The sequence below is a fragment of the Streptomyces sp. NPDC001781 genome, assembly GCF_053596035.1.
In genome coordinates, this window is the sequence record NZ_JBSFFI010000055.1 from 1 (window position 1) to 13,115 (window position 13,115).

9 protein-coding genes, 1 pseudogene and 1 riboswitch are annotated in these 13,115 nt (G+C 69.1%); of the genes and pseudogenes, 7 read left to right on the forward strand and 3 right to left on the reverse strand.

Features of this window, described 5'->3' with window-relative positions:
• Positions 1 to 111: 111 nt before the first annotated feature.
• Positions 112 to 1,386, reverse strand: a complete 1,275-nt coding sequence (locus ACWCV3_RS28135) for an extracellular solute-binding protein (protein WP_451229918.1) — start codon at positions 1,384 to 1,386, stop codon at positions 112 to 114.
• Between the two features lie 409 nt (positions 1,387 to 1,795).
• Here ACWCV3_RS28135 and ACWCV3_RS28140 point away from each other — a divergent pair, with 409 nt between their 5' ends.
• The 7 genes and pseudogenes from ACWCV3_RS28140 to ACWCV3_RS28170 all read left to right on the forward strand — a co-directional run bounded on the left by ACWCV3_RS28140 (position 1,796) and on the right by ACWCV3_RS28170 (position 10,423).
• The gene (locus tag ACWCV3_RS28140) at positions 1,796 to 2,560 is read left to right on the forward strand and encodes a GntR family transcriptional regulator (RefSeq protein WP_451229921.1); all 765 of its coding nucleotides are present in this window, start codon (positions 1,796 to 1,798) and stop codon (positions 2,558 to 2,560) included.
• Between the two features lie 135 nt (positions 2,561 to 2,695).
• Positions 2,696 to 2,959: a DUF3311 domain-containing protein gene (locus tag ACWCV3_RS28145; RefSeq protein ID WP_451229924.1), complete on the forward strand. Its 264-nt coding sequence runs from the start codon at positions 2,696 to 2,698 to the stop codon at positions 2,957 to 2,959.
• Positions 2,956 to 4,566, forward strand: coding sequence for a monocarboxylate uptake permease MctP (gene mctP / locus ACWCV3_RS28150; RefSeq protein ID WP_451229927.1), 1,611 nt, complete (start codon positions 2,956 to 2,958; stop codon positions 4,564 to 4,566). Before ACWCV3_RS28145 ends, mctP begins: the two co-directional genes overlap by 4 nt.
• A gap of 69 nt (positions 4,567 to 4,635) precedes the next feature.
• Positions 4,636 to 5,157 carry a GNAT family N-acetyltransferase gene (locus ACWCV3_RS28155; RefSeq protein WP_451229930.1) on the forward strand — a complete coding sequence of 174 codons (522 nt, stop codon included), beginning with the start codon at positions 4,636 to 4,638 and terminating at the stop codon, positions 5,155 to 5,157.
• 412 nt (positions 5,158 to 5,569) lie between these two features.
• Positions 5,570 to 5,695, forward strand: a riboswitch (cobalamin riboswitch).
• Positions 5,696 to 5,820: 125 nt separating this feature from the next.
• On the forward strand, positions 5,821 to 8,202 hold the full coding sequence (locus ACWCV3_RS28160; protein ID WP_451229933.1) for a ribonucleoside-diphosphate reductase subunit alpha: 2,382 nt from the start codon (positions 5,821 to 5,823) through the stop codon (positions 8,200 to 8,202).
• Positions 8,202 to 9,209, forward strand: coding sequence for a ribonucleotide-diphosphate reductase subunit beta (locus ACWCV3_RS28165; protein WP_451229935.1), 1,008 nt, complete (start codon positions 8,202 to 8,204; stop codon positions 9,207 to 9,209). Before ACWCV3_RS28160 ends, ACWCV3_RS28165 begins: the two co-directional genes overlap by 1 nt.
• Positions 9,210 to 9,462: 253 nt before the next feature.
• Positions 9,463 to 10,423, forward strand: a pseudogene (locus ACWCV3_RS28170) (GlxA family transcriptional regulator).
• A 31-nt stretch (positions 10,424 to 10,454) separates the two neighbouring features.
• On the opposite strand, the gene ACWCV3_RS28175 reads toward ACWCV3_RS28170, so the two are convergent.
• Both ACWCV3_RS28175 and cyc1 read right to left on the reverse strand, forming a co-directional pair.
• Positions 10,455 to 11,825 carry a bifunctional albaflavenone monooxygenase/terpene synthase gene (locus ACWCV3_RS28175; RefSeq protein WP_451229938.1) on the reverse strand — a complete coding sequence of 457 codons (1,371 nt, stop codon included), beginning with the start codon at positions 11,823 to 11,825 and terminating at the stop codon, positions 10,455 to 10,457.
• Positions 11,822 to 12,904 carry an epi-isozizaene synthase gene (gene cyc1, locus ACWCV3_RS28180; protein ID WP_451229941.1) on the reverse strand — a complete coding sequence of 361 codons (1,083 nt, stop codon included), beginning with the start codon at positions 12,902 to 12,904 and terminating at the stop codon, positions 11,822 to 11,824. The genes ACWCV3_RS28175 and cyc1 overlap by 4 nt, the downstream gene beginning before the upstream one ends.
• Positions 12,905 to 13,115: the final 211 nt, after the last annotated feature.

Consider the following 13,115-nt stretch of genomic DNA (forward strand, 5'->3'; position numbering starts at 1 on the left):
GGGGGGTTGTTGTAGCCCCAAAAAAACCCCAACCGCGCCTAACATTTTTGGCGGGGGGGGGGGGTCGGGGGGGCGCGGGGGGGGCGGTGGGGCCCGCGCGGCGCACCGGGGTCACTTGGTGTTGATGACCTTGTCGATCGCGGCGTCCGCCTCCTTGGCGGCGTCCTGGACCGACTTCTTGCCGGTGCCGATCTGCTGGAGCATGGTCTGCAGGACCTGCGCCTTCTCCACCTGGCCCCAGCCAGGGGCCATCGGCACGAACCAGTTGGACTCCGCCGCGGTGGCCGGCACGGCGGTCGCCGGGTCGTTCTTCAGGGTGGCGAGGTCGGTCTTGTTGTTGGGCAGGTTGCCCTTGGCGATCAGGCCCTTCTGTCCCTCGGGACCGGTGAAGGCGTTGATCCACTCGGCGGCGACGTCCTGGTTGTGCGACTTCACCGGGACGGCGAGGTCGGAACCGCCCAGGAAAACCGGCATGTTCCTGCCGGACGGGCCGGGCATCACGAAGTTCTCGAGGTGGTCCTTGAGCTTGCCGGTCTTGTCGTTCTTCGGGTCGGCGGAGGTCGCGCCCTCCCAGGCCGCGCCGAAGATCATGGCCGACTTGCCCTGGCCGTACACGAGGTAGCGGTCGGACTCGTCCTTGGTCCTGTCGCCGTGCATGTACTTGTCGACGACCTGCTTGAAGGCGGTGAGGCCCTTGACGGACTCCGGGGAGGAGAGGTTCGCCTTCCACTGGCCGCCCTCCTCCTTCGCGATGGAGCCGCCCGCGTCGTAGACGAAGGACATGGCCGCGTACCAGTCACGGGTGGGCTGGTACCAGGCGCTGAACTTCTTCCCCTCCTTCTTCTGGATCCTGTCCAGCGCGGAGGTCAGCCCGGCGTAGGTCCTCGGCGGGGTCTTGACGCCGACCGAAGCGGCCACGTCCTTGCGCCAGTTGGCGACGCGGCCGCCGGCGTAGTACGGCACGCCGTAGGTCTTGCCGTCGTAGGTGACCGACGACTTCAGGCCGTCCAGCCAGGCGCCCGAGTTCTCGAACCTGCCGGGCTCCAGGGGGGCGAAGGCGCCCTTCACCATGTAGCCGAGCATCTCGGTGTTGCCCATCTCGACCACGTCGGGGGCCTTGTCGGTGGCGAGGACGGCGTCCAGCTTGGTGTTCTTGTCCGGCCAGCCGTAGTACTCGTGCTTGATCTTCAGACCCGGGTGCTTCTTCACCACGGCGGCGTCGGCGGCCTTGACCAGGTTCGGCCAGTTGTTCTGCGCGTCGACGGTGAGCCAGACGGTCAGCGCGTCACTGTCGCCCCCCTTGCCCTTGCCGTCGTCGCTGCCGCACGCGGCGATGGAGACGATCATGCCCGCGACGCCGATCGCGGCTGTCAGTCTGCGCTTCACGCCATCCTCCTCAGGGATGCCCACAACCCCCCTGCCTCCCCGCGGTGTCACACTTGCGCGTCGTACCGCCCTCGGAGCCGGGACTGGACCAATGGTGTAGACCAGCACCGGGAGCTTGGCCCAGACCAAAAGGGCTGTCAAGGGTGTTCAGGTGGGGTCCGGGCCTCCGTGACGCGACCGAGATATGCAGGGACCTTTCATTGCGCAACCGACAGATCGGACGGCCCGGTTCGGCTGGACCACCGACCCGCACCGCACGCGTGGACTAGACCAACCGGGGGTGCGGCGGTATACAGGGAGATCACGGATCGTGCGGGTGAACCGGCCGCGCGCGGCCGTGCCACGATGTGAGCCGCGCGACCGATGGGGATGTCGGTCGCCATCGGCATCCGGAGCCGGGAAGGCAGCCATGAGCACCGACGTCAGCAGGGCGGAGAACGAGGCCGGCGCGACCGTCCGTACCGCACGCGTGCCCAAGTACTACCGCCTGAAGCAGCACCTCCAGGAGATGACGGAGACGCTTCCGCCGGGTACGCCGGTGCCGCCCGAGCGCACACTGGCCGCGGAGTTCGACACCTCCCGCACCACCGTCCGCCAGGCCCTCCAGGAGCTGGTGGTCGAGGGACGGCTGGAGCGCATCCAGGGCAAGGGCACCTTCGTCGCCAAGCCCAAGGTCGCCCAGGCGCTGCAACTCACCTCCTACACCGAGGACATGAGGGCTCAGGGTCTCGAACCCACCTCGCAGCTGCTGGACATCGGCTACATCACGGCCGACGACCGGCTGGCCGGGCTGCTGGACATAAGCGCGGGGGGCCGGGTGCTGCGCATCGAGCGGCTGCGCATGGCCAACGCCGAGCCGATGGCCATAGAGACCACCCACCTCTCCGCCAAGCGCTTCCCCGCACTGCGCCGTTCGCTGGTGAAGTACACCTCGCTGTACACCGCGCTCGCCGAGGTCTACGACGTCCACCTGGCCGAGGCCGAGGAGACCATCGAGACCTCGCTGGCCACCCCGCGCGAGGCGAGCCTGCTCGGCACCGACGTGGGCCTGCCGATGCTGCTGCTGTCCCGGCACTCGGTGGACCGGGAGGGGCGCCCGGTGGAGTGGGTGCGCTCGGTGTACCGGGGAGACCGGTACAAGTTCGTGGCGCGGCTTCGGCGTCCGCAGGACTGACCGGCTCCGCCCCCGCCCCGGGTCCCCCCAGCCCACATCGCCGTATCGATACCCGGACGAGGGCTTCCGCTCCGCCGTGCGGTCACCTAGATTGCGTGCGCGTTACGCGTGATCAACGAGGGGACGGAGTCCGGCATGCCCGAAGATCCTGGAGTGAGGCGACCGGTGGTGACACCGGTCCGGGTGGTCATCGCGCTGTGTCTCGTGGCGCCGTTCGTGGCGATGCTGTGGGTGGGTTCGTTCTCCAAGGTGGACCCGACGTTCATCGGCATCCCGTTCTTCTACTGGTACCAGATGCTGTGGGTGCTGGTCTCCACCTCGCTCACCGTGACCGCGTACCAGCTCTGGCAGCGCGACCAGCGCTCCCGCGAGGCCCGGGGCGGGGGTGTCTCCGAGTGAAGGACGGCGTCAACGGCGTGGCGCTCGGCGTCTTCGTCTTCTTCTTCCTCGCGGTGACCGTCCTGGGCTTCCTCGCCTCACGCTGGCGCAAGGCGGAGAACGAGCACTCGCTGGACGAATGGGGCCTGGGCGGACGGTCCTTCGGTACCTGGATCACCTGGTTCCTGCTGGGCGGCGACCTGTACACGGCGTACACCTTCGTCGCCGTGCCGGCGGCGATCTACGCGGCCGGCGCCTCCGGGTTCTTCGCGGTGCCGTACACCATCCTGGTGTACCCGCTGATCTTCACCTTCCTGCCCCGGCTGTGGTCGGTCTCGCACCGGCACGGGTACGTCACCACCTCCGACTTCGTGCGCGGCAGGTTCGGCTCCAAGGGTCTCTCGCTGGCGGTGGCGGTCACCGGCATCCTGGCGACCATGCCGTACATCGCGCTCCAGCTGGTCGGCATCCAGGCGGTGCTGGACGTGATGGGGGTGGGCGGCGGTGAGGACACCAACTGGTTCGTGAAGGACCTGCCGCTGCTGATCGCGTTCGGTGTGCTGGCGGCCTACACGTACTCCTCGGGTCTGCGGGCGCCCGCGATGATCGCGTTCGTGAAGGACACGCTGATCTACATCGTCATCGCGGTGGCGATCATCTACATCCCGATCAAGCTGGGCGGGTTCGACGAGATCTTCGCCAAGGCGGGCGAGAAGTACACCGCCGCCGGGGCGGGCGGACTGGTCCCGGCCCCGGCGGGCCAGTGGACCTACGCCACGCTCGCGTTGGGATCGGCGCTCGCGCTCTTCATGTACCCGCACTCGATCACCGCGACGCTGTCCTCCAAGAGCCGCGAGGTCATCCGGCGCAACACCACGATCCTGCCCCTGTACTCCCTGATGCTGGGTCTGCTGGCGCTGCTGGGCTTCATGGCGATCGCGGCCGGGGTGAAGGTGACCAACGGACAGCTCGCCATCCCGCAGTTGTTCGAGGACATGTTCCCCGACTGGTTCGCGGGCGTGGCCTTCGCGGCGATCGGCATCGGCGCCCTCGTCCCGGCGGCGATCATGTCGATCGCGGCCGCGAACCTGTTCACCCGCAACATCTACAAGGACTTCATCAAGCCGGACGCGACGCCCGAGCAGGAGACCCGGGTCTCCAAGCTGGTCTCGCTGCTGGTGAAGGTGGGCGCGCTGGTCTTCGTCCTCACCATGGACAAGACCGTGGCCATCAACTTCCAGCTCCTGGGCGGCATCTGGATCCTCCAGACCTTCCCCGCCCTGGTCGGCGGCCTGTTCACCCGCTGGTTCCACCGCTGGGCCCTGCTGGCCGGCTGGGCGGTCGGCATGGTCTACGGCACCTTCGCCGCCTACGGCGTCGCCTCCCCCACCCAGAAGCACTTCGGCGGCTCCGCCAAGGAGATCCCCGGCATCGGCGAGATCGGCTACATCGGCCTGACGGCCTTCGTCCTGAACGTCGTCGTCACCGTGGTCCTCACCTTCGTCCTCAAGGCCCTCAAGGCCCCCGACGGCGTCGACGAGACCACCCCGGCCGACTACACGGCCGACGCCGGCGACCCCGGCGTGGAGGTCGAACTCCCCCCGGCGACAGCGGGCACCAGCCACTAGAAGTCACCGCCCCAAGGGCCGCCGTGATGCCAGAGCTGCGGCGGCCCTCAGTCGTGCATACTGCCGGGCATGGACCTCGTCGTCAGACCCGCCGCTCCGGCCGAGTACACCGCCCTGGGCGAGATCACCGCGCAGGCGTACCTCCAGGACGGACTGCTGGACTTCGGGGAGGACGACGCGTATCTGGGCGAGCTGCGGGACGTGGCTCGGCGGGCGGCGCACGCGGAGATCCTGGTGGCCGTGCGCGGCGGCGTCCTGCTGGGCGGGGTCACCTTCGTCCCGGCCGGCGGCCCCATGGCCGACATCGCGGGCCCGGGCGAGGCCGAGATCCGGATGCTGGCGGTCGCCCGGACCGGCCGGGGCCAGGGAGCCGGGGAGGCCCTCGTACGGACCTGCGTGGACCGGGCACGGGCCCTGGCGGGCTGTCACGGCCTCGTCCTCTCCACCCAGTCCTCGATGCACGCCGCCCACCGCGTCTACGAACGCCTCGGTTTCCACCGCACCCCGCACCGCGACTGGAATCCCCTGCCGGGCGTCCTGGACCTCGGTCTGCTCACCTACGAGTTGACCCTGTCGACCACGCGCCGCTGAGGCGGCGCGTTTGCACAACGGGTGTCACTGGCGGCGACACCGCCGTTCGCGTCCTGCTTCCGGGGGTGGAACCGGGGCCGCTGACCGCGCTGCGCGCCCTTGTCGAACGCTTCGAGGCCGCACCATGTCGCAGCCTCGTCGCAGGCGCGCGAGGTCAGCTCGAGTGCCCGCGCCCGCCCTGGCGTCGGCAGAGGTCGAACCCACGTCACGAGCTTCACGATCGGCAATCGTGGACACAGACGCGGCACACGATCACGCGTTCGCAGCGGACCGCTCGATCAGGCGATGAATCCGGCGGCAGGGCCATATTCCGAACCGGAAGCGATCACCTCAAGAGAACACCCTCTGAAGCCGCCGCGACACACAACAGACACAACATCTGGGGGTGACGTGACAGGGCGGCACTAGATGTATGCTCATGCTCGCTGTCGCCGCAGGGGAATCCGGTGCGAATCCGGAACTGTCCCGCAACGGTGTACTCGCGTGCTTCGTGCATGCCAGCGTCAGTCCGAGGACCTGCCGACAGCGGCGCCCGGCCGTCCGGTCCGGGTGCTCGAAGACGTCCGGGCCTCGTGGAGTGGGCCGGTGGACGCGACGCCGTGTGCGCTCGTGGCCCCCTCCTACCCTCCGCCAGGCCCCGTGCCCAGCGAGGGAGAGCCCCACGTGACCATCGCGCCTGCCGATCCGGCTTCAGCCACCCCGGCGACCGAGGCCCCTGTGGAGAACGACGGTCCCGGTGCCGCGCTGCTGCGGACCCTGACCGAGCTGACCGCCGACCTCCCCGACGCGGACCCCGGCCGGGTCGCGGCCGCCGCGCTGCGCGGCCGCTCGGCACGCGCCGACGAGGCGGAGCTGCGCGAGCTGGCCACCGAGGCCGCCGCCGGTCTGATCTCGGAGGACCCCGCGTACTCCCGGCTGGCCGCCCGGCTGCTCACGCTCTCCATCCGCGCCGAGGCCGCCTCGCAGGGCGTGACGTGCTTCACCGAGTCGGTGACCGTGGGGCATCGCGAGGGCCTGGTCGCCGACCGCACCGCCGGCTTCGTGGCGCTGCACGCCGCCCGGCTGGACGCCCTCATCGACACCGGCGCCGACGACCGCTTCGGCTACTTCGGCCTGCGCACCCTGTACAGCCGCTACCTGCTGCGCCACCCCATCACCCGCAGGGTGATCGAGACCCCCCAGCACTTCATGCTGCGCGTGGCGAGCGGCCTGGCCGAGAACGACGGCGCCCCCGCCGTGGACGAAGTGGCCGCGCTCTACGGTCTGATGAGCCGCCTGGACTACCTGCCCTCCTCCCCCACCCTGTTCAACTCCGGTACCCGGCACCCCCAGATGTCGTCCTGCTACCTGCTGGACTCCCCGCTGGACGAGCTGGACTCGATCTACGACCGCTACCACCAGGTCGCCCGCCTCTCCAAGCACGCCGGCGGCATCGGCCTGTCCTACTCCCGTATCCGCAGCCGGGGTTCGCTGATCCGGGGCACCAACGGGCACTCCAACGGCATCGTGCCGTTCCTGAAGACGCTGGACGCCTCGGTGGCCGCGGTGAACCAGGGCGGACGGCGCAAGGGCGCGGCGGCGGTGTACCTGGAGACCTGGCACTCCGACATCGAGGAATTCCTGGAGCTGCGCGACAACACCGGCGAGGACGCGCGCCGTACGCACAACCTGAACCTCGCGCACTGGATCCCGGACGAGTTCATGCGCCGGGTCAACGCCGACGAGTCCTGGTCGCTGTTCTCCCCGGCGGACGTGCCCGGGCTGGTCGACCTGTGGGGCCCGGAGTTCGACGCGGCCTACCGCAAGGCCGAGGAGGCGGGCCTGGCGAAGAAGTCCATGCCGGCCCGCGAGCTGTACGGCCGCATGATGCGCACCCTCGCGCAGACCGGCAACGGGTGGATGACCTTCAAGGACGCCGCCAACCGCACCGCCAACCAGACGGCGCTGCCGGGCAACGTGGTCCACTCCTCCAACCTGTGCACGGAGATCCTGGAGGTCACCGACGACGGGGAGACCGCGGTCTGCAACCTCGGCTCGGTGAACCTGGGCGCCTTCGTGGCGGACGGCGACCTGGACTGGGAGCGGCTGGACGAGACCGTCCGCACCGCCGTGACCTTCCTCGACCGGGTCGTGGACATCAACTTCTACCCGACCGAGCAGGCGGGCCGCTCCAACGCCAAGTGGCGCCCGGTGGGCCTCGGCGCGATGGGCCTCCAGGACGTCTTCTTCAAGCTGCGCATCCCCTTCGACTCCCCCGAGGCGAAGGCGCTGTCCACGCGGATCGCCGAGCGCATCATGCTGGCCTCCTACGAGGCGTCCGCCGACCTCGCCGAGCGCAACGGCCCGCTCCCCGCCTGGGAGCAGACCCGTACCGCGCGGGGCGTGCTGCACCCCGACCACTACGGTGTCGAGCTGACCTGGCCGGAGCGCTGGGCCGCGCTGCGCTCCCGGATCGCCGAGGTCGGCATGCGCAACTCGCTGCTGCTGGCGATCGCGCCGACGGCCACCATCGCCTCCATCGCGGGCGTGTACGAGTGCATCGAGCCGCAGGTGTCCAACCTGTTCAAGCGCGAGACGCTGTCGGGCGAGTTCCTCCAGGTCAACGCGTACCTCGTGCAGGAGCTGAAGAACCTCGGCGTGTGGGACGCCCGCACCCGCGAGGAGCTGCGCGAGGCCAACGGCTCGGTGCAGGGCTTCGCCTGGATTCCCGAGGACGTGCGCAAGCTGTACCGCACGGCGTGGGAGATCCCGCAGCGCGGTCTGATCGACATGGCCGCCGCCCGCACCCCGTTCCTCGACCAGGCGCAGTCGCTGAACCTGTTCCTGGAGACGCCGACCATCGGCAAGCTCTCCTCGATGTACTCCTACGCGTGGAAGTCGGGTCTGAAGACCACGTACTACCTGCGTTCGCGCCCGGCGACCCGGATCGCCCGTGCGGCCGGCCGCGCCCAGGAGACCAAGACCATCCCCGTCCAGCAGGCGGCCGATCCGGACGCCGTCGCCTGCTCCCTGGAAAACCCCGAGTCCTGCGAGGCCTGCCAGTGATGACCGAGAAGAACCTGCTCGACCCCGGCTTCGAGCTGACTCTCCGCCCCATGCGCTACCCGGACTTCTACGAGCGCTACCGGGACGCGATCAAGAACACCTGGACCGTCGAGGAGGTCGACCTCCACTCGGACGTCGCCGACCTCGCGAAGCTCTCCCCCGAGGAGCAGCACCTGATCGGCCGCCTGGTGGCGTTCTTCGCCACGGGTGACTCGATCGTGGCGAACAACCTGGTGCTGACGCTGTACAAGCACATCAACTCGCCCGAGGCGCGGCTCTACCTGAGCCGGCAGCTCTTCGAGGAGGCCGTGCACGTCCAGTTCTACCTGACGCTGCTCGACACCTACCTGCCCGATCCGGAGGACCGCGCGGCCGCCTTCGCGGCGGTGGAGAACATCCCCTCCATCCGCGAGAAGGCCGGGTTCTGCTTCAAGTGGATCGACTCGGTCGACAAGCTGGACCGGCTGGAGACCAGGGCGGACCGCCGCAAGTTCCTGCTGAACCTGATCTGCTTCGCCGCGTGCATCGAGGGCCTGTTCTTCTACGGCGCCTTCGCGTACGTCTACTGGTTCCGCAGCCGGGGTCTGCTGCACGGCCTCGCCACCGGCACCAACTGGGTGTTCCGCGACGAGACGATGCACATGTCGTTCGCCTTCGACGTGGTCGACACCGTGCGCAAGGAGGAGCCGGAGCTGTTCGACGAGCAGCTCGAGCAGCAGGTGAAGGACATGCTCCGGGAGGCCGTCGAGGCCGAGCTGCAGTTCGCGCGCGACCTGTGCGGTGACGGCCTGCCCGGCATGAACACCGAGTCGATGCGGCAGTACCTGGAGTGCGTCGCCGACCAGCGCCTCACGCGCCTCGGTTTCGCCCCGGTGTACGGCTCGGAGAACCCCTTCTCCTTCATGGAGCTGCAGGGTGTTCAGGAGCTGACGAACTTCTTCGAGCGCCGTCCGTCGGCGTACCAGGTCGCGGTGGAGGGCACCGTGGACCTGGACGAGGACTTCTGAGCCTTCCGAGCCCCGCTTCCGCGGTCTTTCCGGGCCTGCCCGAGCTGTCGGTCGACGCGCCGGTCGCGTGCGATGCCGATCACCGAGGGCAGGACCAGGAGGACCAGGATGCCGAGAGCGGCTGCCATGGAGATGAGACCTTCGATCTGGTTTCCGTTCATGTCATCAGCGTCGCGCTGAACGCTCCTGTCCGACACTGGCAGGACTGCCCCAGGACCTCGAATTCCTGCCACCGTCGAGGCACACTGGCAGCATGCTGAGGAACGTGGTCGCGGTCCTGCTGGACGGAGTGCACCCCTTCGAGCTGGGGGTGGTCTGCGAGGTGTTCGGCATCGACCGCAGCGACGACGGACTCCCGGTGTACGACTTCGCGGTGGCCTCGGCGGAGGGCCCCACCCTGCGCACCCACTGCGGCTTCACCGTCTCCACCCCGCACGGACTGGAGCGGCTGGAGGAGGCCTATCTGATCGCCGTCCCGGCCGGCGACTCCTACACCTCGCGCGACTATCCCCCGGCCCTCCTGGACGCCCTGCGCCGGGCCGTGGCCCGGGGCGCGCGGGTGCTCAGCGTGTGCACGGGGGTGTTCGTGCTGGCCGAGGCCGGGCTGCTGGACGGACGCCGGTGCGCGGTGCACTGGCACAACGCCGAGGAACTGCGCCGGCGCCATCCGCGCGTGACGATCGAGCCGGACGTCCTCTATGTCGACGAGGACCCGGTGATCACCTCCGCCGGTACGGCGGCCGGTATAGACGCCTGCCTCCACCTGGTCCGCAAGGAGCAGGGGCCCGAGGTCGCCAACAAGATCGCCCGCCGGATGGTGGTGCCCCCGCACCGGGACGGCGGGCAGGCCCAGTACATCGAGCGGCCCCTGCCCAAGGGGCCCTGCGACACCGTGGGCGGGGTGCTGGTGTGGATGGAGGAACACCTCGACCAGGAGGTCACCGTCGAGCAGCTCGCCGCGCGCCCACATGTCCCCACGTACCTTCGCCCGCCGTTTCCAGCAGGAGACCGGCACCACTCCGTACCGCTGGATACTGCGCCAACGGGTGCTGCTCGCCCAGCGGTTGCTGGAGGGGACGGACGAGACGGTGGACTCGATCGCCTGGCGGACCGGGTTCGGCAACGCGGCCGCGCTGCGCCACCAGTTCGTCCGCGCGCTCGGCACCACCCCCAACGCCTACCGGCGTGCGTTCCGGGGCCCGCGGGCCGCCTGAGACGCACGCCGGCACGGACGCGTGCGACGACTCACCACTCCACGGGCTCGACCAGCAGCCGGTGCGGACGCAGCGTGATGCCCACGCGGGTGGTGGCGTCCGAGTCCTCGACCTGGCGGAACCGGTACTTCGCCGATATCGCCGCGACGATCAGGCTCAGCTGGGCCATCGAGAAGTGGTCGCTGGGGCACTTGCGGTTGCCGACGCTGAAGGGGCTCATGGCGTACTTCGGCACCTCCTCGGCCCGTTCCGGCAGCCACCGGTCGGGGTCGAAGTCGAGGTGGCGGGCGTAGGAGCGGGCGTCGCGCTGAATCGCGTAGGGGCTGTAGATGATGTCCGCCCCGGCCGGAATGCGATAGGCGCCGAGGGCCGTGTCGGTGAGCGCGCGACGCGTCAGTATCCATACGGCGGGCCGGAGTCGGAGAGCCTCGACGACGACATTGTTGGTGTGACTCAGTCTGCGAACGTGCTCGAATCCGACCGGCGCGCCGCCGGTTACCGATTCAACTTCCGCGCGCACCTTCTCCGCGTGCTCAGGATGGTCCGCGAGGATCTGCAGGAGCCACATGATCGTGGAGGCGATTGTCTCGCTTCCGGGGGTGAGTATGGCGACGACCTGGTCATGGATCTCCTGTTCGCTGATGGGATCGCCATTGTCGTCCTTCGCTTCCAGCAAAGCCGTCAGCAAATCGTCCGGCTTTTGACCGGATGCTCTCCGCTCGGTGACGATCTCGTCCACCAGCAGATGCAGATCGGCCAGTGCCCGGTTGAATTCCCGGTTGGACGGGAACGGCAGCCGGTACAGCGGACCCAGCGGCAGCACCATGCGCCGGTACATGCCCCGGAAGACGGTGGCGAGGTCGGTGCTCAGACGCTCCGCGCGCTCGTCCATGTACTGGCCGCGCAGCAGGCAGCGGGCCGCGATGCGCACCGCGACACGGAAGGACTCGGAGGTGGCGTCGACGGGCACGCCGGGCCGCCAGCGCTCGGTGAGGGCGTGCGCCTCCTCCTCCATGATCGGGCCGTAGGCGGGGATCGCGGCGAGCCGGAACGCGGGCTGGATGGTGCGCCGCTGCCGCCGGTGCAGCGGGCCGTTGGCGGTGGCCACCCCCTGCTTGCCGAGGAGCCCCTCCAGCGACTCCCACACCGGCCCGTCGATCTTGTAGTCGGGGCTCAGCGCGAGTGCGCCGGTGAGCGCCGGCGCGGTGACGGCGTACACCGTCTTGGGGCCCAGCCTCAGACGCACCACCTCACCGTGGTCGCGCAGCTGGGACATGAACGCGAGCGGGTCGCGGGCCAGTTTCAGGCCGTGCCCGAGCACCGGGACGGCGCCACCGGCGAGGGGCGGCTCCTTCAGATCGGCCACTTCCCGCGTCTCGGGATTGACGGCGTCGACGGTCATTTCTCACCTGCCGCTTCGTTGTTGACGTACGGGGGTGTGGACCGGTCCTCCCAGGTGTCGACCATGTAGCGGCCGGACTCGTGGTGGAACCAGTAGACGGTGCTGAACCAGTTCCGCATGTTGCCGACGCAGGTGCGTACGGCGGCGCTCAGTTTCTTTCCGCGCACGGTGCCGTCGTCGAGTTTCCGAGTGAACTCCAGCGCCTCGCGCTCGGCCTCGATGAATTCGGCGATGCATTTCTCGATGCGCCGCCTGAGTTCTTCGACGGCTTCTTCCAGAGTGAGCCCGGAATGCGTGATGAGACTTATTCCGAGGTTGTGCACCTCGTCGCCCGCTATCTCCTTCGGCAGCGAGCAGAGGTCGTTGTACCAGGCGGCGAATTCCTGGCTCAGCAGGGCCGCGCGCCGAAAGGCCGGGTTCTTCCTTACCGCGTCCGGGAGTTGGCATCCCACGCTCGGTTCCAGGAGGTCGGTCCATATCCAGTGCGCGAAGGTGAGCCGCCTGAGCGCGAGGTACTCCTCGACGCCGGGCACCCGGCCCGCGACCCGGTTGCCGAACTCCCGGTCGTAGGCCTCGATCACCTCGTGGAAGTGCCGGGCGAACCGCTGGTTCCAGGTGGGCGGCAGGAACGCGTAGAGCCGCAGCACACTGTCCGCGAAGGCGGCCACCAGCGCGTCCTGGTGGTTGAGGTGGTCCTCGGGTGCGTCCAGCGCCGCGTGGAGACGCTGCCGCAGCCGCCGCCACTCCTCGGGCCGGCCGTGCACGATGTCACGGTCGTGCCGGTCGTCCCAGACGAAGAACCACGCGCTGTAGTCGGCGATGGCCTGCAGCACGTCGTCGGGGGCGCCGAGGTAGTAGCCGGCCATCAGATCCGTGTAGCACAGGTTGTCGGCGTACTCGCGGACCTTGTCCGGGGACATCAGCCGTTTCTCCAGCAGCCACCGCCGGGTGTTCTCCTGGAGCCTCGGCCAATAGGGGTGCAGTCGCCGGGGAAACGCGTCCTCGATCACCGGGAGCGCGAGGGACGGTGGTACCGCGACCGCTGTCGACGATGTGGTGCCGCGTGACAATGCATGCACGAACAGTCCCCTCTCGACCGCCAGGAGCACACGCCCCTCCCTGCTGTGCCGGGCGCGCGCCGTTGCGTATCCCCGCACCCCTATTCAGCACTACAACTGACCGTCTGGGGAACGGATTTGCTCCATTCACTACCCCAAGTCGCCGGGATTTTTTCGCAGAACAGATGAACGAACAGCCGCGACGCCCGGCCGGAATGGTCTCCGGCCGGGC

Coding starts and splice junctions, on each gene's coding strand:
- ACWCV3_RS28165 (WP_451229935.1), top strand. CDS start 8,202: ATGACCGAGAAGAACCTGCTCGACCCCGGCTTCGAGCTGACTCTCCGC.
- ACWCV3_RS28155 (WP_451229930.1), top strand. CDS start 4,636: ATGGACCTCGTCGTCAGACCCGCCGCTCCGGCCGAGTACACCGCCCTG.
- ACWCV3_RS28145 (WP_451229924.1), top strand. CDS start 2,696: ATGCCCGAAGATCCTGGAGTGAGGCGACCGGTGGTGACACCGGTCCGG.
- ACWCV3_RS28175 (WP_451229938.1), bottom strand. CDS start 11,825: ATGACCGTCGACGCCGTCAATCCCGAGACGCGGGAAGTGGCCGATCTG.
- ACWCV3_RS28140 (WP_451229921.1), top strand. CDS start 1,796: ATGAGCACCGACGTCAGCAGGGCGGAGAACGAGGCCGGCGCGACCGTC.